This is a genomic window from Methylocapsa acidiphila B2 (assembly GCF_000427445.1).
Classification (GTDB): Bacteria; Pseudomonadota; Alphaproteobacteria; order Rhizobiales; family Beijerinckiaceae; genus Methylocapsa; species Methylocapsa acidiphila.
Map to the genome: position 1 here is coordinate 1,626,946 of NZ_KE386496.1, position 21,502 is coordinate 1,648,447.

General features: G+C 62.5%; 20 protein-coding genes. 5 read left to right on the plus strand and 15 right to left on the minus strand.

Annotation, left to right across the window (positions count from 1 at the left end):
• Positions 1-21: 21 nt before the first annotated feature.
• From METAC_RS0109725 to METAC_RS0109750, 6 genes are all read right to left on the minus strand, one after another.
• Positions 22-1,248, minus strand: a complete 1,227-nt coding sequence (locus METAC_RS0109725) for an MFS transporter (RefSeq protein WP_026606868.1) — start codon at positions 1,246-1,248, stop codon at positions 22-24.
• Entirely contained in the window at positions 1,245-1,574 is a 330-nt protein-coding gene (locus tag METAC_RS0109730; protein ID WP_026606869.1) for a hypothetical protein, read from the minus strand. Before METAC_RS0109730 ends, METAC_RS0109725 begins: the two co-directional genes overlap by 4 nt.
• 1 nt (position 1,575) lies before the next feature.
• Complete coding sequence (locus tag METAC_RS0109735; RefSeq protein WP_026606870.1) at positions 1,576-2,139, minus strand: isochorismatase family protein; 564 nt, start codon at positions 2,137-2,139, stop codon at positions 1,576-1,578.
• A 52-nt stretch (positions 2,140-2,191) separates the two neighbouring features.
• Positions 2,192-2,644, minus strand: coding sequence for a MarR family winged helix-turn-helix transcriptional regulator (locus tag METAC_RS0109740; RefSeq protein WP_036255440.1), 453 nt, complete (start codon positions 2,642-2,644; stop codon positions 2,192-2,194).
• A 335-nt stretch (positions 2,645-2,979) separates the two neighbouring features.
• A complete protein-coding gene (locus tag METAC_RS0109745) occupies positions 2,980-3,657 on the minus strand; it encodes a DUF1345 domain-containing protein (RefSeq protein ID WP_036256273.1) in 678 nt (225 codons plus the stop codon).
• Between the two features lie 33 nt (positions 3,658-3,690).
• The gene (locus tag METAC_RS0109750; protein ID WP_026606873.1) at positions 3,691-4,623 is read right to left on the minus strand and encodes a polyprenyl synthetase family protein; all 933 of its coding nucleotides are present in this window, start codon (positions 4,621-4,623) and stop codon (positions 3,691-3,693) included.
• Positions 4,624-4,780: 157 nt separating this feature from the next.
• Here METAC_RS0109750 and mtgA point away from each other — a divergent pair, with 157 nt between their 5' ends.
• A complete protein-coding gene (mtgA, locus tag METAC_RS0109755) occupies positions 4,781-5,476 on the plus strand; it encodes a monofunctional biosynthetic peptidoglycan transglycosylase (RefSeq protein ID WP_051335496.1) in 696 nt (231 codons plus the stop codon).
• A gap of 321 nt (positions 5,477-5,797) precedes the next feature.
• Entirely contained in the window at positions 5,798-5,986 is a 189-nt protein-coding gene (gene rpmF, locus METAC_RS0109765) for a 50S ribosomal protein L32 (protein ID WP_026606875.1), read from the plus strand.
• A 107-nt stretch (positions 5,987-6,093) separates the two neighbouring features.
• On the opposite strand, the gene METAC_RS0109770 is transcribed toward rpmF, so the two are convergent.
• The 8 genes from METAC_RS0109770 to METAC_RS0109805 form a co-directional block, all read right to left on the minus strand.
• Positions 6,094-6,480: an MAPEG family protein gene (locus METAC_RS0109770; protein ID WP_026606876.1), complete on the minus strand. Its 387-nt coding sequence runs from the start codon at positions 6,478-6,480 to the stop codon at positions 6,094-6,096.
• Positions 6,481-6,552: 72 nt separating this feature from the next.
• Positions 6,553-7,509, minus strand: coding sequence for a transaldolase (gene tal / locus METAC_RS0109775; protein WP_026606877.1), 957 nt, complete (start codon positions 7,507-7,509; stop codon positions 6,553-6,555).
• Positions 7,510-7,715: 206 nt separating this feature from the next.
• Positions 7,716-8,150: a lanmodulin LanM gene (lanM, locus tag METAC_RS0109780; protein ID WP_084143555.1), complete on the minus strand. Its 435-nt coding sequence runs from the start codon at positions 8,148-8,150 to the stop codon at positions 7,716-7,718.
• A 132-nt stretch (positions 8,151-8,282) separates the two neighbouring features.
• Positions 8,283-9,044, minus strand: coding sequence for a TonB family protein (locus tag METAC_RS25180; protein WP_051335497.1), 762 nt, complete (start codon positions 9,042-9,044; stop codon positions 8,283-8,285).
• Positions 9,041-9,541, minus strand: a complete 501-nt coding sequence (exbD, locus tag METAC_RS0109790; protein ID WP_026606879.1) for a TonB system transport protein ExbD — start codon at positions 9,539-9,541, stop codon at positions 9,041-9,043. Before exbD ends, METAC_RS25180 begins: the two co-directional genes overlap by 4 nt.
• A 6-nt stretch (positions 9,542-9,547) precedes the next feature.
• A complete protein-coding gene (exbB, locus tag METAC_RS0109795) occupies positions 9,548-10,567 on the minus strand; it encodes a tonB-system energizer ExbB (RefSeq protein ID WP_425338930.1) in 1,020 nt (339 codons plus the stop codon).
• 308 nt (positions 10,568-10,875) lie between these two features.
• Positions 10,876-11,556: a Fe2+-dependent dioxygenase gene (locus METAC_RS0109800; protein ID WP_026606881.1), complete on the minus strand. Its 681-nt coding sequence runs from the start codon at positions 11,554-11,556 to the stop codon at positions 10,876-10,878.
• Positions 11,553-12,788, minus strand: coding sequence for a PepSY-associated TM helix domain-containing protein (locus METAC_RS0109805; protein WP_026606882.1), 1,236 nt, complete (start codon positions 12,786-12,788; stop codon positions 11,553-11,555). The genes METAC_RS0109800 and METAC_RS0109805 overlap by 4 nt, the downstream gene beginning before the upstream one ends.
• A 221-nt stretch (positions 12,789-13,009) precedes the next feature.
• Here METAC_RS0109805 and METAC_RS0109810 point away from each other — a divergent pair, with 221 nt between their 5' ends.
• Positions 13,010-15,364, plus strand: coding sequence for a TonB-dependent receptor (locus METAC_RS0109810; RefSeq protein ID WP_026606883.1), 2,355 nt, complete (start codon positions 13,010-13,012; stop codon positions 15,362-15,364).
• Between the two features lie 41 nt (positions 15,365-15,405).
• Here the strand turns inward: METAC_RS0109810 and METAC_RS0109815 are convergent, their stop codons facing one another.
• Positions 15,406-16,239, minus strand: coding sequence for a universal stress protein (locus METAC_RS0109815; protein ID WP_026606884.1), 834 nt, complete (start codon positions 16,237-16,239; stop codon positions 15,406-15,408).
• A gap of 144 nt (positions 16,240-16,383) precedes the next feature.
• Between METAC_RS0109815 and METAC_RS25185 the strand changes: the two genes are divergently transcribed.
• Both METAC_RS25185 and METAC_RS23140 read left to right on the plus strand, forming a co-directional pair.
• Complete coding sequence (locus tag METAC_RS25185; RefSeq protein WP_051335498.1) at positions 16,384-16,920, plus strand: PRC-barrel domain-containing protein; 537 nt, start codon at positions 16,384-16,386, stop codon at positions 16,918-16,920.
• Between the two features lie 281 nt (positions 16,921-17,201).
• Positions 17,202-21,458 carry a DUF4011 domain-containing protein gene (locus METAC_RS23140; protein WP_051335499.1) on the plus strand — a complete coding sequence of 1,419 codons (4,257 nt, stop codon included), beginning with the start codon at positions 17,202-17,204 and terminating at the stop codon, positions 21,456-21,458.
• Positions 21,459-21,502: the final 44 nt, after the last annotated feature.

A 21,502-nucleotide genomic window follows, 5' to 3' on the forward strand; every position in this document is an offset into this window, starting at 1 on the left:
GAGGATCCGAGGCAAGGGCAATCAGACCGAAGGTCGTGGTCCCGGGCGAGCCAAGGCGTAAATGGCCACGATCGCCGCAGCGAAACCTGAAGCCGCGCCGACGCCGAGGGCCCAGCGGGGGCCAAAATCGTCGGCGACCCAACCAACGAGCGGCGCGCCGATTGGCGTGCCCCCGAGCGCAATGCCGACGCGCAGCGCCATCACCCTTCCGCGCATGACGGGCTCGGTCGAGAGCTGCATCAGGCTGTTCGTGGTGTTCGTGAAGGTCAAGGCGGACGCGCCAATGATGGCGAGCGCGCCGGCGAAGAACCAATAGCCGGATGCAAGAGCGGCCAGTGTGCAGCCGAGCCCGAAGACCCCGGCGCCGATCAGCAATAGGCCGAACCGCGGTCTATCGCGGCCGGCGCCCAACAACGCGCCCGCCACCGTGCCGATAGCCATGATCGACGACAAAAGGCCGTATCCTCGTGCGTCGGCGTGGAACACGCTGACCGCCATCGTCGAGACGAAGATCGGAAAGTTCAGGCCGAAGGTCCCGATCAGGAATAGCATGACCAGGATCGCCTTGAGGTCTGGGCGCCCCCACACATAGCGGAACCCTTCGGTGAAGCTTCCCTTGGCGCGGGGCGCCCTTGCGTTCGGATGAAGCTCGGCCACGCGCAGGAACGCGAGGGAGATCAGCACGGCGGCGAAGGAGACGCCATTGATGAGGAAGGCCCAGCCGGTCCCGATCCCGGCGATGACCACCCCAGCGACGGCCGGCCCGATCATCTGCGCGGCGTTGAACGAGGTCGAGTTGAGCGCCACCGCATTGTGCAAGTCCTCGTCCCCAACTAACTCCGCGACGAAAGTTTGGCGCACGGGCGCATCGAAGGCCGCGGCGCTGCCGAACAAGAAAGCGAAGATATACACGTGCCAGAGTTGGACGACGTTGGCGATGGTAAGCGCCCCCAGCGCCAGGGCGAGACCGCCCATCGCCGCCTGTGTTGCGACCAGAAGCTTACGCTGGTTGAAATGGTCGGCGGCGAAGCCCGTCCAAGGCAGGAGAAGAAGCTGCGGCCCGAACTGCAGCGCCATGACCAAGCCGACGGCCGAAGCGTCGTGATGCGTGAGCTGGGTGAACACTAGCCAGTTCTGGGCCGTCCGCTGCATCCAGGTGCCGACGTTGGAGATAAAGGCGCCGGCCGCCCAGATTCGAAAGTTGAAACCTCGGAGGGACCGCAAGACGCCCGAAAATGGGGCCTTCATAGACGCTCCGGCAGGTTGCCGCCGTAGAAGCGGCCAAAGTGTCGGGCGGAAAAAAGCGCGATCAGGAGGGCGCCAGCGCCGCAGGCAAGGACGTCGCCTGTGTTCTTCAATCCAAAATCGCCGACGCGACAGACGAGCAGATAGCCGATGACAATATTGAAAAAGCCCCAAAGAACGTTGACGGTCGACGAGGAGAGCCCCTGTCCCGGCGGCTTGGCGAACGGACTCTGGAACGACCTTCCCATCATGCCGCTGACGAAATGCGGGACCGCGTTCGCAAAGAACGCGCCGCCAAAGAAATAGGACAGGAGAGAAAGCCACGGCATCTTATGCGCTCCTTGTGGGTAGGAGGTCGATGATCTTCTGCGTCACGCCGGTTTCACCGAGTCGCGGAAAGACGTTCCTGATGCTGTAGACGTGAGCCTCGGGACGCATGTCGGTCATGGCGTCGACGGCGAGGGTGACATTGAAACCCGCCTCATAGGCTTGGCGCGCCGTCGACTCGACGCCGGTCCCCGTCGCAACGCCCGCGATCACCACTTGGGTGACGTCCCGCGCTTTCAACAATGCTTCGAGATCCGTGCTGGCGAAGGCGCCCCACGTCCGCTTGGTCACCGCGATGTCCTGGGGTTGTTGATTTAGCTCCGGAATGAGGTCGGTCCACCCATCCGGACGGGGACCCGTTTGACGCGGCTGCTCCGTTCGCCCCGGCGCACCGCCGGCGACGTTAACGAGCACCACCGGCAGGTCGCGCTCGCGGAAAGCGTCGGCCAACGCCCGAGCCCGCTCGATGATGTCGCCAATCAGGGGAATAGCCGAAAGACCGACGACGCCCTTCTGCAGGTCAACGATGATCAGGGCGGTGTTCGAATCAAGCGTGGTCAGCGCCATTGGGATTTTCCATTAAAATTTCGATGCCCTGGTCGGCCGACAAGCCGAATCGTCAGTCATCGACGAGCCGCTTGAGCAGCTCGACGGCCTTTGCGAGTTCAGCTTGTTCCTGCAGGGAAAGGCGGGCCTGGATGGTGCGGGACAGCCAATCCTGCCGCGCCGCTCGCCCGTCCCGAACCCATTTGCGGCAGGCGTCCGTAAGCGAGAGAAGGCTTTGCCGGCCGTCGTTCGGGTCGGGCGCCCCGCTGACCAGTCCAGCGCCTTCCAGCGCAGCGATGACTGCAGCCATGGACTGCGGTCGCATGCCCTCCGCTCGGGCAAGGCCCGATGCTGTCGCCGAGCCTTCCTTTTCCAGGCGCAAGAGCACGGACACCTGGGACGGCGTCAGATCTCCTACGTGCGCCTGCTCGCGCAGCCGGCGCTTCAGCTTGCCGAGCAAGGCGCGGAGGTCCTGCGCCAAGGCTGAGGCGCTTATGATCTGTTGAGTGTTCGGTGCGACGTCCATGTCGGACCGTTTAATATTTAGACAGGTAACCTGTCAAGTTAATCTAATCAGGTTTCCTGAATATTTGGAGTTGGCGGGGACATGACGACCGGCTGATCGCGCAATGTGTCGACGGAACGGGGGGAGCGAGTCGGCAGATGCGTTCAATGGCCCGCTATCTCTAGGCGTGCGATCGAAAGCTGCCGGATTGCATACGGCCAACGGGCTATGCGCCGAATGTCTGCTGTCGCCTTGCCTGCTCCCGGGGAAGCAGAACGTCTAGGAACCGCTCTTCAGAGACATGCAGGTCAGCAAGGGTCAGTATCCGCTTCGTTTCACAAGCGGATCTCACCCTCTCAAATCAGCCCCGCCGCGATATTGATCGTCAGGGCCAGGATCGCGCTGTTGAAGAAAAACGCCAGAATGGAATGCACCAGCGAAACTCTACGCATTTCCTTGGCGGTAATTTCCACGTCGGCGGTCTGCGAGGCGACCCCGATAATGTAGGAAAAATAGAGAAAGTCGAAATAATCCGGCGTGGGCGTCCCAGGAAACTTCAAGCCGCCGGCATATCTGGACGCTTCGGCCGAATCGGGCTTTGGCTCATCAAAATATTCATGCGCATAGTGAAAGGCGTAGGTCAGATGGATAAAGGTCCAGGCGCTGACGATCGTCGTTCCCGCAAGCGCGATATGGAGGCCCTTCAGGAGCCCGGACATCTCCTTGACCGAGGCGAGCTGGGCGACGATGGCGCCGATGGAAGCGAATCCGGCGAGGCTGGTCAGCACCAGAATGAAGAACCGTCCCTCATCGCTCGCCTTCGCGCGGCGGCGCATCGTCGCCTCGTTGGCGTGAGCCATAAGCCAAAAGGACGTGATGAAATAGAGCCAGGAGCCGACATTCCAGGCGATCAAAAGACGCGTGCTGAGGTGAACGGCGTGGGGCAGGACGAACCCGGTGACGGCGGCGGCCGCGACGCCCAGAAAAAGGCGCGGATGGCCTCGCACGATGCGCAAGTGGCGGAGGAAACGCATGCGCAGCTCCTTTGGCGTCACAGAGACACGACCTCAGTTTTTGCGGGCGGCGACGAAACGCGCCGTCTCCTTCAAAATGGATGCGCCGGCCCCCTGCGGAAAACCGTCAAGGGCGGCGATCGCGGCCGCCGCGAGCCTGTCGCGCCTCTCCCGCGCGGCCTCAAGGCCTAAGGCCGCGACCAGGGTCGCCTTATTGCGCTCGGCGTCCTTGCCGGCCCGCTTGCCGAGCGCCGCCTCATCGGCCTCGACGTCGAGAATGTCGTCGGCGACCTGGAAAGCGGCGCCGAGCGCAAGGCCATATTCAGAAAGCGCAGCCTTGGCCTCGGCGCTTGCCCCGGCGATGATCGCGCCGGCCATGACGGCGTAATGCAACAAGGCCCCGGTCTTCATGGCTTGAAGCTCGATCACCGCCTCCGGCCGATGTGGCTCCCGCGCGTGTTCCGCCTCGAGATCGAGCACCTGGCCGCCGATCATGCCACCGAGGCCGGCCGCCCGCGCCAGCGACAGCACAAGATCCGCGCGGATCGTGGGATCGGCATGCGTGGCGGGGTCCGCCGTCACGTCAAAGGCGTAAGTCAAGAGGCCGTCGCCGACAAGAATGGCGGTCGCTTCGTCGAAGGCCTTATGCGTAGTCGGCCGGCCGCGGCGCAGATCGTCATTGTCGAGCGCCGGCAGATCGTCATGCACGAGCGAATAGCAATGGATCATCTCGAGCGCCGCGGCGGCGCGCAACACCCCCTCGCCTTCCACGCCAAAGAGCCGCGCGGTCTCGACCAGCAGGAAGGGCCGGAGCCTCTTGCCTCCGCCGAGGCTCGAATAACGCATGGCCTCGAGGAAGCGCGCCGGCCGCGTGGTCTCGCCCGGAAGCGGCGATGCGCCGAGGAGCCGATCGAGCAGGCTTTCGATCGCGGCGGCGACTGCGTTCAATCGCGCCTCGAATTCGGCCGTCGCTCCGCCATGCGTCATTTTTTGCGATCCTTCCGATTAATCCCGCGACTGGCGTGGCGTCGACGCGGAAGCGCCCAGATCGGCCTGACGCCGCCCGCCAATAAAGTCGCGGCTGGGCTTGCCCGATCGGACGAGATCGGTCAAGGCTCGCCCATGTCCTCGATTAGGCTCGCCTATGTCCTCGAGATCCGGCCGAACCGGCGTCGTCGGAACGCTCGCCAAAATCGTCTTGAGCCTCATAGTGGCGCTCGGCCTCTGCGTCATAGCCCTGATCGCCGCATATCGTTTCGTACCCCCGATCTCCACGCTGATGCTCGGGCGCTGGGCCGAGGGCGAGCCGGCGGAGCGCATCTATGTTCCCCTCGAGCGGATCTCGCCCGCCCTGCGCACCGCCGTCATCGTCTCGGAGGACGCCCAGTTTTGCCGCAACGACGGCGTTGATTGGGGAGCGCTTCGGGAAGTCGTCGATGCGGCCGACGAAGAGGGGCCTTCGCGCGGCGCCTCGACCATCACCATGCAGACCGCCAAGAATCTTTTCCTGTGGCCGTCCCGATCCTTTATCCGCAAGGGAATCGAAATTCCGACGGCGCTGCTTCTGAACATGGCTTGGCCCAAGAGACGCGTGCTCGAAGTCTATTTGAACATCGCCGAATGGGGCGACGGCGTTTTCGGCGCCGAAGCCGCTGCGCGGCGCTATTTCCACAAGAGCGCGGACAGGCTCGACGCCGCCGAAGCGGCCCTGCTCGCAACCGCATTGCCGAACCCGCGCCGACGCGATCCGGCGAAGCCGACGCGCCGGCACGCGGGGCTCGCCGCCCGGATCATGGCGCGGGCGAAAACGGCCGAAACGCTCGTCGAATGCGTGCGATGAAACGCTTTTCGAGATAGCCAGCGCCCGCGTTTCGTTGTAAGAGGCCCGACTGAACTCGATTTTTCGAGAGTGGGCTCGAGCGCCTTTCAACCGCCCGGCGTCGATCAGTCGGAGAGAAAAAGCTCAAGCTTCAAATGCTTGAACCTTTTCCCCATCGATGCGATCGAGACGGCTTCTTCGGGAAAGGTGTTGGGGTCCGCGCAAGCAAAACCCGATCGCCCAGGCGCTTAGGGTATTTGTCTGTTTGTTTTATTGGATGAGACGCGCGCGAGGCCGACGGCCTTTTTCCGAATTCATCCACGAGGGATCAAAGAGAGCAAAATGGCTGTTCCGAAACGCAAAACGTCTCCTATGAAGCGGGGCTTCCGCCGTTCCGCGGATGCGCTCGCGGCGCCGACCTATGTCGAGGACAAGGATTCCGGCGAGCTTCGCCGTCCGCATCACATTGATCTCAAGACCGGCATGTATCGCGGCCGTCAGGTGATCACGCAAAAGACGAAAGAGGCCTGAAGCGCCTTGGTCCTTCGGCCGCGCCGAAGGACGATCTCGCTAAACTTAAAAAAAAGCCGGCCAGAAGCGATCTGGTCGGCTTTTTTCTGTTGGCCGCCTGCCCCTCGTCAAACAATCTGGCCGAAAATCAAGATCAAGCCGACGATCGATATGGTCCAGACCAGAGTGCGCAGATAAGGCACGCCCGCCGTAAAGACCAAGGCATAGGCCAGTCGCGCGAAAAAGAAGATCTCCGCGCCTAGCGCCGTCGTGTCATTGGTGCGGCCAGCGATTTGCGCGACAAGGATCAAAGGCGCGAACAGCGCGAGGTTCTCAAGCGCGTTCAGATGAGCCTTTCGCGCCCTTTCCGCCCATCCGGTCAGCTTCGGCATGAATTCACGGTTGCCGACGAGCTCGTCCAGGCCGACTTCCTTCGTCGCGCCCGCGACGGCTAACAGCATCTGCGCGAATGTGAGCGCCACCGTCCAAGCCAGAAGCTTAAGTTCAATCGTCATCTGCTTCCCCTCCGCAAAAATACGAAAATCCTATCTCGGCGAGGCTGACGATCGCCCGCCGGGCTCGCCGCCTCACGCCGCGGCAAGCAGCCTTTTCGACACCAATTCTCGCAGCCCCTGGAGGTCGCGGGCGAAAATCCGGATGCCCTCGGACAGCTTCTCGGTCGCCATCGCGTCCTCGTTGAGGATAAAGCGGAAGGTCTTTTCGTCGAGCGACAGACGCGCCGGCGGATGCGCGGCTGCAGTCTGCGGATCAAGCCGGCGCGGCAGATCGCCGGTGCTTTTAGCGAGTTCGTCGAGCAATTGCGGCGAGATGGTCAAGCGATCGCAGCCCGCGAGCGCCTCGATTTCGCCAATGTTGCGGAAGGACGCGCCCATGACCACGGTCTGCATGCCATAGGCTTTGTAATAATTGTAGATTTGCCGCACCGAGAGCACGCCCGGATCGGTTTCCGCCGTATAGGTCTTGCCTTCATTCTTGACGTGCCAATCGAGAATTCGTCCGACAAAGGGCGAGACCAGATAGGCCCCGGCGTCCGCGCAGGCCACGGCTTGGACCAGCGAGAAGATCAAGGTCATATTGCAGTCGATTCCCTCGGCCTGCAGGATCTTCGCGGCCTTGGCGCCCTCCCAAGTGGCCGCGATCTTGATGAGGATGCGGTCACGCCAGACGCCGCGCTTTTCATAGGCCGCGATAATGGCGCGGGCCTTAGCGATCGTGCCCTCAACGTCGAAGGAGAGATCGGCGTCGACCTCGGTCGAGACCCGTCCGGGCACGATCCTGGTCAATTCCTCGCCGAAATTGATCACCAGCCGGTCGGCGATCTCGCTCGCCATGCGGTTATGGCTCTGCCCCCAGAGGATCGCCTCTTCCACCAGGCTCGCATAGGCCGGCAATTGGGCGGCCTTGAGGATCAGGCTGGGGTTTGTGGTCGCATCGACCGGCGAGAAAGCGCGAATCGATTCGATGTCGCCGGTATCGGCGACGATCGTCGTCATGGTTTTCAATTGGTCAAGCTTGGAGAGCATGGCGGGATCCGCTTGAAATAAAGACGGGCTCTGGGAGGACGAAGATCTCTCCGCACCCCCACCATAGAAAGCAAACGCCTAGAGCCACGTTCGATTTGGCTTTGCAATTCAACGCATAGGCCGGGACATTGTTTCCGCGATCGAGAGTCGGCGGCCAATCGCCCCGTCAGGAGCGAGGCAATCGGCCTTCTCGGGCAAACCGCGCGCTACCGGATCAAGCGAAGCAGAGCCAGCCCGGCTTTGGTGCGCAGCTCCTTTGCGTCAAGCGTGCCGTCATTGTCGACATCTGCCGATTTGAAGAGCTTTTCGACGATCGCGAGATATTCATCCTTGGACAAGGTTCCATCATTGTCCGGATCGCCCGCCTTGAAGGCGCCTTTGCTCAACCGCCCGCCGACTTCCTTCGGATCGAGCGTATCGTCGCTGTCCTTGTTCAGCTTGTCGAAATAATCGGCCGCTGCAACCTTGACCTCAGCAAGATCGAGCGTGCCGTCATGATCCTTGTCCAACGCGGCGATCGCGCTCGAGGCCAAGGCAGCGCTTGCGCCGGACGAGAAAGCTACTGTCGCGGCCAGGACTCCGCAGAAACCGATTTTGCTGACTAAGAAACGGCGATCGATCACGATATTTTGCTCCCGCATCACGGGCAAAGCCCTGCCGGCTCGCGCATCATGTGCAACGAGCAGACGACATGCTCGCGCATTTAGCCCCAAAAGTCACGTCTTCCACACTGGCCGCTGCGCATTCCGATGCTTCCGAGCAGCGGCCATGTTCTAGGGGTGGAAATTAATCGCGATGGTCACGCCGTTTGGACCCTGCGGCGGCGGAGGCGGAAAAGAGCCGGCGCTTCGAACCATGCCCAGAGCCGCCTGATCGAGCGACGCCGAGCCGGAACTCCTGGAGATCCGCGCCCCGTAAGGTGCGCCCGACGGGCTAACTGAAAACGACAGTCCGACGACCCCGCTTACGCCCATTCCGCCCGGCTTGTGCCGAACCAATATGGCGCGAACTTGGCTGCCCCATTGCGAGCTCGACATGCTCGAGCCGGCGTTGCCTTGCCGCGCCGCGGACGCCGCCTGCGTGGCGCCGGAACGAACCGGCGCAGTCGTGCGGGGCGCGGGCGGCTCATGCGTCTGCTTCACGACAGGCTTTGGCGTGACGGTCTCGACTTTTTTAGGCTTCGGCTTCGGCTTGGGTTTCGGAGCCGCCACCAGAACGGCCTCAGGCTTAGGCGCGGGAGCGAGATCGGGAACCGTGATCGTCTCGGGCGGCTCGACCTCTTCCGGCGTCGCTTCGGTCATTTGCGGACCCGGAGCGACGTCCATGGTGGTCTCAGCCGGCGCGGTCGCCTCCAGCGGAGCGAGCTCGATCATCACGGCCGGAGCCGTCGACGCGGAATCGTCGGCGGCCGGCCGACGCGTCAGCCAAAAGACGAAACTCGCGTGCAGGACGAGGATGAGAAAAGCCGCGCCGATCCACGCCAGCACGGAGCGGTCTTCGCCATGATGAAGAACCGCGGCTGCGTGGCCCCTCAAGGCTTTGCTTCCGGCGTTGGAGCGCTCTGGGTCTGCGGCTGCCCAGATCCCTGACTTGGCGAGCCCGACGGCGCGGTCCCTCCGGCCCCCTCCAGACCGACCAGGCCGATCTTCAAATAGCCGGCGGCGCGCAAGAGATTCATCGTGTCCATGATGTCCCCGTAGGAGACGACCTTGTCGGCGCGAACGAAAACGCGCTGCTCCCGGTCGAACCCGGTCGCGGCGTCGAGCGCGGCGGCGAGACCGTCGCGCGCGACCGGGTCTTCGCCGAGGGCGAGGGCAAGGTCTGATTTCACGGTGAGGAAAAGGGGCTTGTCCGGCCGCGGCGCCGGCTGCGCCGTGGAAGCCGGAAGATCGACATTGACGTCGACGGTCGACAAAGGCGCGGCGACCATGAAAATGATGAGCAGGACGAGGATGACGTCGATAAAGGGCGTGACATTGATCTCGTGAGTCTCCTCGAGATCATCGTCACCTGAGACGAGGCGAACGGCCATGCGCTGTCACTCCGCGGGTTGGCGTATCGGAACCACCGGCGAATCCTCCTTGCGCCGGGGCTGAGACTCACGGTCAATGTCGCGCGACAGATGGCGAAGGACTTCCGCCGACGCGTCGGCGAGCTGGGCCCGATAGCCGGTGATCGCACGGGCGAAGACATTGTAGATCACGACCGCCGGGATCGCGGCGAACAATCCCATCGCCGTGGCCAAGAGCGCCTCGGCGATGCCCGGCGCGACGACGGCGAGATTGGTCGTGTTCGTCTTCGAGATGCCGATGAAGCTGTCCATAATGCCCCAGACCGTGCCGAAGAGGCCGACGAAGGGAGCGGTCGCGCCGATCGTCGCGAGCACGCCTGTCCCGCGCGTGATGCTTCGGCCGGCGCGCGCCTCGATGCGCGAGAGCAGCGCGACCGCGCGCTCCTTGACGCCATCCGGCGGAAGTCCCTTGGAGCGGTCAAGCTCGCCCACGGCGGCGGAAACCAAGCGCGCGACAGGGCCGCGCGTCTCGGCGAATTCCTTTTCGGCTTCCTTGAGGGTCGCCGCATGCGCCAATGTCTCAAGGCCGCTACGCGCCTTTCGCTTCGCGGCCCAGAGCTCGATGGTTTTAGCGAGCCACACCGTCCATGTCGCCAGCGACGCAAGGGCGAGACCGATCATGACGGCTTTCACGGCCGGAACCGCGCCGCGGAACATGCCCCAGGGCGTCAAATCGCGCGGGAGCGAAGACGGCAGCGACGCCTCCGCCTTGAGCGCGGGCTTGACCGCCCCCGACGCCGCCTCGGGCGCAGCCGCTTCGGGCGCAGCCGCTCGAGTCGGAGCCGCTTCTGCATCGGGATGCGGCTCGGAGACGGCCGCAGGCTCGGCGCTAGTCGAGGCCGGAGATTGCGCCTGAGCCGAGGCGCTGAAGACCGTGAGGGTCACACATAAAAGGGCGAGCGCCGCGGCGACGCTCTGCGCCCCCGAAATCCAAGCCGCGCAAGGACTGCTCCGCCGAGTTTCCTTGTCCATGAACACGCTCTCCAACCGACTCATACGGGAATCCTCTCTACGCGCAATTCGAACAATGCTCCCGGCGCAAATGCGGCGGTCCTTCCTCGGCCAAAGCAATGCCGAGGATGAAATCATAAAAACAGACCCGAACCAAGCGCGAGGATATGCGCCCAAGACGCCATCCAGCTCGTTCATCGCCCAAGTCTTCTCCGGCCGCGTTTTCGTTTGGTTCCCTGGCCGGCGCCCGAGCTTTTCGATTGCGACATTCGCCAACTCTTCGCGTCTCCACGACGCTTTTGCGCGGCTTCCATGCGATTGCCGGACGCCGGCGGCTACGAAATTTAGGCTTCGACCCATTGCCTCAGAAGATTGTGATAGATGGACGTTAGCGAAACCAACGTCGGATGGCCGGGACCATCGCGGGTCAGCCGAATGATCGCCGCGTCGAGGTCGAAGAGCAGCGCGCGGCGCGCGCGATCGCGGACGAGGCTCTGCACCCAGAAGAAAGAGGCGAGCCGCGCGCCGCGCGTGACCGGCGCCACATAATGCAGGCTATCGGACGGATAAACCACGAGATCCCCCGCCGGAAGCTTGACGCTATGGCTGCCGTAAGTGTCCTCGACCGTCAGTTCGCCGCCGTCATACTCCTCGGGACCGCTCAAGAAAAGCGTAGCCGACACGTCGGTGCGAATGCGGATCGAGCCGTCCATGGTTTGACGCACCGCGTTGTCGACATGCGCGCCGAACGCCATCCCTTCATCATATCGATTGAACAAAGGCGGAAAAATCGTATGCGGCAGAACCGCGGAGATGAACAACGGGCTGCGTTGCAGCGCCCGGATCACCATGTTCCCGAGGTCGCGATGCTCGGCGCCGCCCTCGGGCAATTGCAAATTGTTTTTGACCTGCGCCGACTGATGGCCCGCCGTGGCGCGCCCGTCGACCCACGCGGCCGCCTGCATGGCGGCCCGGCATAGCGCGAGCTGATCTTGGTCGAGAACTTCTGGAATATGCACCATCATTGGGATTTCAACGTATGAGCGCGTGACCGCACGACATCGGAAACGCAAAAAAAGGAAAATTCTGCTCGCTTCCGGCGCGACGCCGGCGCGGCCGGGAATGGACGTCCGCTCGCGCGGAGCCTGCCCGCCGACCTTCTCGCAGAGCGGCGGCGCAGCCACATCATGACGCCGGTGACGAGAAAAATCGCTGGAGCCAACCCGCAAAGGACCCCTATTGCGCGCCAGATCGGCCCATGATGGCTCGCCTCATGGATCTGGCGCAGCCAGACGGCGACTCCGTCTCCTCGCGTCGGCGGCGGCTCGACCTTCACGGCCGAAGTCGCGTCGTCGACCGTCACGACGCGCAACGCATCCTCCGCGTCGCTCAGTTGAACCCGCCAAAGCCCATCCTGCTCCGTAGGCGAAACCAAAGCCGTCGGGCGCAAGCTGGACCCTGTTTGCAACGCCAAGGCGACGACCCGGTCCGGGTCCAAAATCGGTCGCCGCAGCAACGCAGCCGCCGGGCCTTGGCGCATCGGACGCGGAGATAGTTCAGAGAAAGCCGCGATCAAAGCCCGCCCCTGCTGCGGAAATCCGAGATAAGCGCCGGTCAAGGCCATCAAGCCCAAGGGTAAAGCGATCCAACCGCCCAGCACATAATGGAGATTGACGCTCACTTTTGCGCCGCGCCGCCACCATAGCGCCTGGAGGAATCGCCGGCTTGCCGGCCACCACAGCTTGAGACCCGTCACAGCCAGCGTCAGAAGCCCAACGCCGATGAAGCCTACGATCTGCCGACCCGAAAGATTTGGCAGCATCAGATCCCCATGGAGCGAATGCGCGCGGCCGATGAAAGAGGCGCGCGCGTCGACGACGCCGAGCGCGCGCCCGGTCGGCGGATCGAGATAAGCCATGCGCAAGGACGCCCCCGACGCGGTCCGCTTTTCGCCCTCGCCGCTCCGCAGGAAAACAATGATTGGCGCCCCGCTCGTCGCCGGCCAGCGCAGCGTGGCGGCGCGCCCGCCGGGCGCCGCCAATTCCGCATTGGCGAGATAGACGTCGATCCCCTGCCCGATGGCCGGCCCGCTCACCGCGTAGCGCGCCGGGTCGAGCAGGCGATCAATATCCTCGCCGAACACGAGCAACACGCCTGAAAAACAAATCGGAACGATCAACGCGCCGGCGCCAAGCCCAATCCAGAGATGAATTCGGCGCCAGAGCGACCGGCGGTTGGGGGATGCGAGAGGGTCCATATCTGCCCAATACACGACTGCCAAAAAATCAACGACTACATGCGCCGTCGACGTTCCATATATACGGAGCACAAAAAAAGCAATATAATTTAGTTTAGAACTATTACAATTTTAATAGATACACAGTATATTGTGACTAGTACGAGATATATGCTACAGCATATTACGATATTATACTTTAGAATGCGTCTAAAGTATAAATTATTACGGGGGATTACGTTATGTCGCAGGACTTGACCCGAGACATATTTGGATACCATCGCGATAATTCGAACAATTCGAGTTCGAATTTCATTCGCGCAACGGCGCGGACTCCGCTGACGCGGGCTGCAATCGGCCTCGCTTCCGTCATGCTCGGCGGCGCCGCATTGGCGCAGGAAAGCGGCGAGGTCGCGCTCGAGCAAATCGACGTCGCCGGTTCCGACGGGGGCCAGCAAGGCAGCGATTTCAATCCGCGCAAGCTCGGACTCACGCGATTGCCGACGCCTATTCTCGACACGCCGCAAAGCATCACTGTCGTCCCGCAGAAGCTGATCCAGGACCAGAACGATTCAACGGTCGTCGAAGCGCTTCACAACGTGCCAGGCATCACATTTTTCGGCGGTGAAGGAGGCACCCAGGGCGACAATATCGCCATCCATGGCTATTCGGCCCGCAATGACTTTTATCGCGACGGCGTGCGCGATCCCGGCTGGTACACGCGAGACACGTTCAGCGTGCAGCAGATCGAAGTGCTCAAGGGCCCGTCGTCCTTCCTGTTCGGACGGGGCTCGACCGGCGGCGTCGTCAACATGACCAGCAAATTGCCGGTCTTCGCCGATTTCACCACGTTGGAAATGTCCGGCTACACGGCCCCCGGGGGCCGCGTTGTCGCCGACGTCAATCGAACCTTCGGAGACACCGCGGCCCGCATCATTCTTCTCGGCAACGACACCAATGTCGCCGACCGCGACAACATCGTCACCAAGCGCGTCGGCGTCGCGCCGTCGATCTCGATACACATGACGCCCGATACGCGGGGCACGCTCAGCTATATTTTTCAAAAGGACGACAATATCCCCGACTATGGCATCCCTCTCCTGCCCGGGTCCTATTTCGGCACGTCCTACGGCCAGCCGGCGCCGGTTTCGAAAAATACCTATTACGGACGGCTTACGAGTGGCTTCTCGGACACCGAGCAGGTCAACGCGCATATCGTCACCGCGCGAATCGAGCATGATTTCAACGCGCAATGGCAAGCCACGAATGTGACGCGCTATTCCAATATCGATCGCTTCGTCAGAATTCGCGGCGTTCAGATCGGCAACCAGTCGGTCGGCTCCACGCCGAACATCTATAACGCCCCGGTCGGCGGCGCCTTGCTCAATCCGGTTCCATATCAATATCCAGTCGCCGACTTATGGGTCGCCAATAAGAATGATTTCCAAAATCACACGCAGAATTCTCTTCTGACCAACCAATCTGATCTAGTTGGTCATTTCGACACTGGACTGCTGCAGCATACGCTCCTCGCAGGTCTCGAGCTGTCGCAAGAGACCCGCGACCAATACAGGACGACTTTGGTCCCTGGCGACCGCGTCAACGTAGGCGATCCCGATCCCTATCCCGCCAACCCAGGCTCGCTGCCGGCGTTGAGCACCGACCAATATGATCTCGGGCGCACCATCGGCGTCTACGCAAGCGACCAGGTCAAGATCACCAAATATTTCGAGGTTCTCGGCGGTCTGCGCTATGACCTTTTCAAGATCTGGCAAAACTACGGCAACGTGTACACCGGAACAAAAATTTACGCGTCCCAGATCAATTCCTCGACGCCCTATAACATGAGCTCCAACACCGAATTCCTGAGCTGGCGCTCCGGCGGCGTGTTTCACCCGATCGAAAACGCCAGCATCTATTTCGTGTATGGCACATCGTTCGATCCTTCGAGCGAGTTCCTGACGCTCGCCGGAGGCCAGCAGAATTTCGAGCCGACGACGAACCAGAATTACGAATTCGGCGCCAAGATCGACCTGCTCGACAGCAAGCTGAGCTTGACCGGCGCGCTGTTCGAAGTCATCCAGAACAATGCGATCGAGACAATCAATTCGGCGGCGGGCCTCTATGCGCAGATCGGCAAGACGCGCGTCGAGGGCGGCGAAATCGGCATCGCCGGCAAGGTGACGGACGCTTGGAGCATTTTCGGCGGCTACACCTATATGGACGGCCGCGTGCTCGCGAGCGCCGTGAACAATTCAACCGGCGCCTTCATCAGCCAGCCGGGCAACCAGCTCGCGAACGTCCCCCACAACACTTTCGCGCTGACCAACACCTATGCGATCACGCCGGCCTTGACCGTCGGGGCCAGCGCATATTATGTCGGCGCGCGCTACACCACCGCCGCCGACATAGGCCGCGTTCCTGGTTATTGGCGCTTCGATCTCCTTGGAACCTATAAGATCGACGCCAATTTCTCCCTGCAAGCGAATATCTATAATATCGCCGACACGAAGAATTTCGAGACGATCTCTGGCTACGGCTCCGCGACCCCAGGGCCTGGTCGATCCGCTGTCTTGACCGCGAAAATGAGCTTTTGACCGAGGTTGAGCACAGGAGCGCCGCCCTAAGCGGCGCTCCTTCAGTGAGCCATGAAGACCGGCACGTCCGCATGCGCGAGAATCTCGCTGGTCACATTGCCGAAGATGAATTGGCGCAGCCGGCTTCTGGTATAGCCTCCCTTGACGAGGAGATCCGCCCCAAGCATGGCCGCGGTCTCCAAAAGGGCTGCGCCCGCCGATTTTGCGGCCTCCCCGATCATCACAACCCGCGCCGGAACATCGTGGCGGCGCAAGCTCTTCGCGAGTTGCTCTTCCGTCGGCCCCGGCATGCGCGGTCCGGGAACGTTCAAGACGACAACATCCTTCGCGAGGGCCAGAAGCGGCATAGCAAAAGCGATCGTGCGGGCCGTGTCGGTGCTGCCGTTCCAAACGATGACGATCGTTTCTCCGAGCGTCTCCAGCGACCGCGGCGGAGCGATGAGAACAGGCCTGCCGCTTTCGAACAAGGCCGCCTCGAAAGTGGATTTGCGCGGCTGGCGCGGTCCCGGCCCCGGCCGTCCGACGACGATCAGGTCGAAGATCCTTCCATATTCGCCGACGCCATTGTCGGACAGCAAGCCATCGCCGATCCAGCCGAAGGTCGGAGCTGCGGCGACAGCGCTTTGACGCCCGACATTGTTCGCCTGCATGAAGGACTCGAAGAAATTACGGCCATGATCGAGAAAATCGCGACGGGTCCGCTCGTCGATGACGACGCCGCTCAAGGAAAAATCGGCCGCCGCCAATTCGGCGATGTCCGGGCCGAGCGCGACGCCTTCGACATAGCTCCCGAACTTGCGCGCGAACAGCAATGCGGTTTCGAGGACGGCGCCAATGAAGGCATGCTCCTCGACCGGAACCAGAACGGATTTCATTAAGGGCCTCCGCTGCAGAAGCGCGAACCGCGGATGCGAACAAGCGGCGCGCCAACCGACTTCATGCGCGATCCGATGCGATAGAGGCAAGCCCGGGCCAAGCCCGCAAATCGTAATGCCGATTAAGTCAGGCGCGGACGCATTATGAAGGACCCGCATGAAGGATCCGCGAAGCTGGTCGACGGCGTCGCGCATCGGCAATCCGATCGTCGTCGGCGACGCGAAGCCGCAGCGGAACTGGAAGCCGAGGCGGAACCCACGCTGGATCGCGGCGTTTTACGCCAGATAGAAATCGGAGCATCGATCATGGCGACAACGGCTCAATCCGCGCCGCAAGAAATTCCCGAAGCCCTCCCGATCGGCAAGATCGTGGGGTCCGAGGTCTACCTTCCAGACGCCGAGAAGATCGGCGCAATCGAGGGGCTGCTGGTCGACAAGCGCAGCGGCCAGGTCGCCTTCGCCGTTATGAGCTTTGGTGGTTTCTTTGGAATCGGCGAGGAGCATTTTCCGATCCCTTGGCGGAAGCTTCACTATAAATCAGAGATCGACGCTTATGAAATCGAAATAGATGAAGAAAAGCTCGCCAGCGCGCCACGTTTTTCCCATGAGGCCGCTTATGATTGGTCTCAAGCGGACGGCCGCCAGATCAATGAATATTACGGAGTTCCAGATATTTTCTAATTAATACGTCGGATTTAACACATTCTGAGAGGCCCGCCCGATAGGACGGGCCTTTTTATTTCTAACTTTTAGAGCCGATAAAAGAACAATGCGCTGCAGCCGCCGACAACTTGGTTAACAGATTTAAACGATTTCATCGATGATCGCGTAACACTAGGTTCAGCATAATATAAGTGATAAATGATATTTATCTTTACCTAGCACACTGCACAGCTTACGAAGCGTAAATAAGGCGATTTTATGGCTGAAGTAAGGCAAATTCTGGTACGGAAGGACGGACGATGGGCGAAGTCACCTTCATCAAGGCGGCTCGGAAGAAAAGCATAAAGCGCGCCGTCGAGCTCCGAGTCGAACAGCTTCTCGATGACGCCAGGCTCAAGCTGGTCGAGACCGGAACGCGCAATCGCCTGATCCACACGCCCCGCGGCCTCAAGCGCACCCGTTCCTTGTCGCTCTCCGCGAACTCGGATTTGGTCTTTCAAAGCCTTGTTCGCGAAGGACGGCTGCTCCGGTTTCTTGCCGCAGAAGAGGCTGGTGAAGGGCATAAAGACACGCCCCCATCAAAGTCAACGCGCGTCGTCGCGGCGAGGTCCTTCGAGAGCCGCGGCGGCCTATCGACCGGACTTTCGCCGGAGCTTCTCCTGAAGCGCCTGCATGCGATTCAACGCGACGCTCGGACCGCCGAGGAGGAGCGCGGCGCCAATATTCTCTTTCTCGCGCTCGGATTCCTGCGCTGGTACGAGGACGAAAAGTCCGACGTCCTCCGGCAGGCCCCCCTCCTCCTGCTTCCTGTGGCGCTCGTTCGCGACGACGAGCGCTCGAGTTTCGATTTGAAATTTCGCCAGGAAGATATTGTGACGAACCAGGCCTTACAGGAGCGTCTGCGCGGCGAATTCGGCGTCACGCTTCCCGATGTGCCAGAGACGGACGATTGGCGCCCCAGCGCCTATTTCGCCAAAGTGGCGAGCGCAATAGCTCCGAAACGTCGCTGGTCGATCGATGCAGACGGACTCGAGCTCGGATTTTATTCTTTCTCCAAGCTTTTGATGATGCGGGATCTCGACCCTGCGAACTGGCCCGATGACGCGCTCGCCTCGCATCCGCTTGTGCGCGGCTTGCTGGCGGAGGGCTTCGGCGCTGAACCACCGATCTTTCCGCCGGACGCCAAGCTGGACGAAATCTTCGATCCAGTCGACCTCATCCAAGTCCTAGACGCCGACGCGTCGCAAACGCGCGTGCTCGAGACGGTCCGCGCCGGCCGGAATCTCGTCGTGCAAGGGCCGCCCGGCACAGGCAAATCGCAGACAATCGCCAATATGATCGCTGCCGCCGTCCACGACGGCAAGACCGTGCTCTTTGTCGCAGAGAAAATGGCGGCGCTCGACGTGGTCCACGAGCGCTTGCGACAGGCGGGCCTCGAGGACATCTGCCTCGAGCTGCATAGCCGCGGCGCGAATAAGCGTCTCGTCGCCAGTGCGCTCGATCAGACGCTGCAGGCCCCCGGCGCCGGCGAAACCGACGACCCCTTAGCGGAGCTGACCGCCGCGCGAGACGGCCTGAACCATGTTGCGCGCATGTTGCATGCGCCGGTCGGCGCGGGCGTTTTGACGCCCTACGAAGCTCTTTCAGTTCAGATTGCCGCCGCGGCGCCCGAGTCCGCGCCCGACGCGCGCCTCGTCGCGGCGGCGGGATCTTGGACCCACGAGGATTTAACCCGCAAACTCACGCGCGTCGAGTCGCTCGCCGACTTGACCTCGCGCGCCGGACCGCTGGAGCGCCATGTCTATTTCGGCATGCGTCGCGACGACCTTCAGCCCACCGATTTTCTCCGGCTCACGACGGAGCTGCGGGAACTCGCTGAACAAGCTTCGGCGCTTGTTGCTCACGCCGCCGAAATCGGCGCTCACTTCGGCCTTCGGCAAGCGCCGACCCTGGCGGGAATCAAGGCTTTGATCAATGTCTTCCGGTTGATCGCCGGCCTTCCGCGAGGCAGCGACGCGATCGCCGCCGCAATCGCCGCAGCTCCGTCGCTGCGTCGAGTTGCGGAGCTGGCGGCGCTCGGGGCAAAATGGCGCGACCAGCGCGCGCCTTATCGTCATGCCTTCCATCCCGCGGCCTGGAAAGCGCCCGCAGCGGCGCTCCGGGCTCCCTTGGCGAAGAGAGCGACGTCCCTTTCCGCCCGCTTCGGCCGGGCCTATCGCGAGGCTGCGCACGCGCTCGAAAGCCTCGCTTGCGGCCCCCTGCCGAAACGACCGGCCGATCGGCTCGCTCTGCTCGACGCCCTTCTCGCCGGTCAAGATTTGCGCGCCAAATTCGCAGCCGAAGCGAATTTTCTCGCCGACGCGCTCGGCGACGCCTGGCGTGGCGAGGACACGGATTTCGCATTGGTTCAGTCGATCGCGCAAACAACCGAAAAGCTCGCGGCCTATGATCCCCATCTGAACCTCGCGCGCATCATCGACATGGGCCGCAACGGCGTCGCTCTCGCCCATGCGGAAAGTCTCGAAAAGGGCCTCGGCGCGACGCTCGCCGCGTTCAGCCGGGTGATGGAGCGGCTCGACCTCGACGTGGGATCCGCCTTTCGGGTGAATTCAGCGGGCGCGATCAATCTGGACGCGCTCGCCGAGCGCGCCGCAAAATGGACGACGAACCACGCGCGCTTCGACGAATGGATGCGGCTCGCCAAGGCCGATCGGGACGTTCGGGCGGAGGGTCTCGATCTCATCGCCGACGGGCTTACTTCCGGAAGGCTGGAGCCCGACCTTGCGCGGACGGAGCTTGAAAAAGCCTATGCCGAGGCCTGCTGGAAAAAGGCGATCGCGGCGGCGCCCGATCTCGCGGCCTTCGACGGGGCGCGGCATTCGGATCTGGCGAAGCGCTTCGCCACTCTCGAAACGAGGCGACGGCGCGCCGTCGCGCAGATCATCCGCGCTCGGCACCAGTCGGGCCTGCCTCGGGGCGCGCTCGGCGCCATGGGCGTCGTCCGCGGCGAGATCGGGCGTAAGCGCAATCATTTGCCTTTGCGCAAGCTGATGCAAACAGCGGGCGAGGCGATTCAGAAAATCAAGCCCATATTTCTCATGAGCCCCATTTCCGTGGCCCAGTTCCTCCCTCCGGGAGCATTGCAGTTCGATCTGCTCGTGATCGACGAAGCGAGCCAAGTGCGTCCCGAGGAGGCCTTGGGGCTCGTCGCCCGGTGCCGGCAAATGGTGGTCGTCGGCGACAAGAAGCAGCTCCCGCCCACGGCCTTCTTCGATCGCGTGACGAGCGACGATCTCGACTCGGCGGAAGAAGATAGATCGCGCGGCGCTGAGGGCGCCGCTCCGATCGCCGATCTCGAAAGCATCCTCGCCCTCTGCGAAGCGCGCGGCGTCGAGACCCAGATGCTCCGTTGGCATTATCGATCCCGCCATCCATCTCTGATCGAGGTCTCTAACGCGGAATTCTACAAGCAGCTCATCATGCCGCCCGCGCCGACGACCGAGCGCAAGGATATGGGACTCGTCTGTCGCCGCATTCACGGGGCCTATGACCGCGGCGGGGCGCGCACGAATCCGGCCGAGGCCAAGGCCATCGCGGAGGCCGTCGCGGCGCACGCGCGAGGCGCGCGCCGGCTATCGCTGGGGATCGTTACTTTTTCCACGGCGCAGCGAGATCTCGTGTGCGACCAGCTTGAGACCAAGCGGCGCGACGACCCGATCCTCGACGCCTTTCTGCGCGAAGGCGCCGAAGAGAACGTCTTTGTGAAGAATCTCGAAAACGTGCAGGGGGACGAGCGCGACGTCATCATGATCTCCGTCGGCTACGGGCCTCGCGAAGCCGGCAAGCCGCTCGAGAGCATGGCGTTCGGCCCCGTCTCGACGGAAGGCGGCGAACGTCGCCTGAACGTCCTCTTCACCCGCGCGCGCTTGCGCTGCGAGATTTTCGTTTCCTTCGGCTCCGGCGAGATCAATCTCGAACGCGCGACCGGAGAGGGCCCTCGGGTTCTCAAGCGCTTCCTGCAATATGCCGAAACCGGCGTGCTCGACGAGAGGCTGCCCACGGGCGCAGGTTTTGACTCTCCCTTCGAGGCGGCCGTGGCGGCGGCCATCGAGGAATTGGGGTATAAGGTCGATGCGCAAGTCGGATCGGCCGGCTTTCGGATCGACCTTGCGGTGCGCGACCCCGCCAAGGCCGGCCGCTATATGTTCGCCGTCGAATGCGACGGCGCGACCTATCATTCGGCCGCCTGGGCGCGAGAACGCGACCGCTTGCGGCAGGAGGTGCTCGAAGGGCTCGGCTGGCGCTTCCATCGCATTTGGAGCACCGACTGGTTTTACCGGCGCGAGGACCAACTCGAAAAATTGAGAACGGCACTGGCCGCGGCGCAAAGCGCCACGACGACCGAAACGGCGCCGCCGGCGACGCCGAGCCTTGCCCAACGCAGACGGCCTTCTGCGGCTCGCCGGCCGGCGAGCGCGCCAAAGACGAAAACACGGCGCGCGGCGAAGCCGGATGCGCAGATGCTGCAGCCTCCGCCGCCTTCGGCCATAGCCTGACGCCTGCGCCATTCGCGACGGCCCGCGTCATTTTTCACCCTAAG

What these genes read in the sequence shown, in the direction of transcription:
- METAC_RS0109725 (WP_026606868.1), bottom strand. Translation starts at nt 1,248, where the DNA reads ATGAAGGCCCCATTTTCGGGCGTCTTGCGGTCCCTCCGAGGTTTCAAC.
- METAC_RS0109730 (WP_026606869.1), bottom strand. Translation starts at nt 1,574, where the DNA reads ATGCCGTGGCTTTCTCTCCTGTCCTATTTCTTTGGCGGCGCGTTCTTT.
- METAC_RS0109735 (WP_026606870.1), bottom strand. Translation starts at nt 2,139, where the DNA reads ATGGCGCTGACCACGCTTGATTCGAACACCGCCCTGATCATCGTTGAC.
- METAC_RS0109740 (WP_036255440.1), bottom strand. Translation starts at nt 2,644, where the DNA reads ATGGACGTCGCACCGAACACTCAACAGATCATAAGCGCCTCAGCCTTG.
- METAC_RS0109745 (WP_036256273.1), bottom strand. Translation starts at nt 3,657, where the DNA reads ATGCGTTTCCTCCGCCACTTGCGCATCGTGCGAGGCCATCCGCGCCTT.
- METAC_RS0109750 (WP_026606873.1), bottom strand. Translation starts at nt 4,623, where the DNA reads ATGACGCATGGCGGAGCGACGGCCGAATTCGAGGCGCGATTGAACGCA.
- mtgA (WP_051335496.1), top strand. Translation starts at nt 4,781, where the DNA reads ATGTCCTCGAGATCCGGCCGAACCGGCGTCGTCGGAACGCTCGCCAAA.
- rpmF (WP_026606875.1), top strand. Translation starts at nt 5,798, where the DNA reads ATGGCTGTTCCGAAACGCAAAACGTCTCCTATGAAGCGGGGCTTCCGC.
- METAC_RS0109770 (WP_026606876.1), bottom strand. Translation starts at nt 6,480, where the DNA reads ATGACGATTGAACTTAAGCTTCTGGCTTGGACGGTGGCGCTCACATTC.
- tal (WP_026606877.1), bottom strand. Translation starts at nt 7,509, where the DNA reads ATGCTCTCCAAGCTTGACCAATTGAAAACCATGACGACGATCGTCGCC.
- lanM (WP_084143555.1), bottom strand. Translation starts at nt 8,150, where the DNA reads ATGCGGGAGCAAAATATCGTGATCGATCGCCGTTTCTTAGTCAGCAAA.
- exbD (WP_026606879.1), bottom strand. Translation starts at nt 9,541, where the DNA reads ATGGCCGTTCGCCTCGTCTCAGGTGACGATGATCTCGAGGAGACTCAC.
- METAC_RS0109800 (WP_026606881.1), bottom strand. Translation starts at nt 11,556, where the DNA reads ATGATGGTGCATATTCCAGAAGTTCTCGACCAAGATCAGCTCGCGCTA.
- METAC_RS0109805 (WP_026606882.1), bottom strand. Translation starts at nt 12,788, where the DNA reads ATGGACCCTCTCGCATCCCCCAACCGCCGGTCGCTCTGGCGCCGAATT.
- METAC_RS0109810 (WP_026606883.1), top strand. Translation starts at nt 13,010, where the DNA reads ATGTCGCAGGACTTGACCCGAGACATATTTGGATACCATCGCGATAAT.
- METAC_RS0109815 (WP_026606884.1), bottom strand. Translation starts at nt 16,239, where the DNA reads ATGAAATCCGTTCTGGTTCCGGTCGAGGAGCATGCCTTCATTGGCGCC.
- METAC_RS25185 (WP_051335498.1), top strand. Translation starts at nt 16,384, where the DNA reads ATGAAGGACCCGCATGAAGGATCCGCGAAGCTGGTCGACGGCGTCGCG.
- METAC_RS23140 (WP_051335499.1), top strand. Translation starts at nt 17,202, where the DNA reads ATGGGCGAAGTCACCTTCATCAAGGCGGCTCGGAAGAAAAGCATAAAG.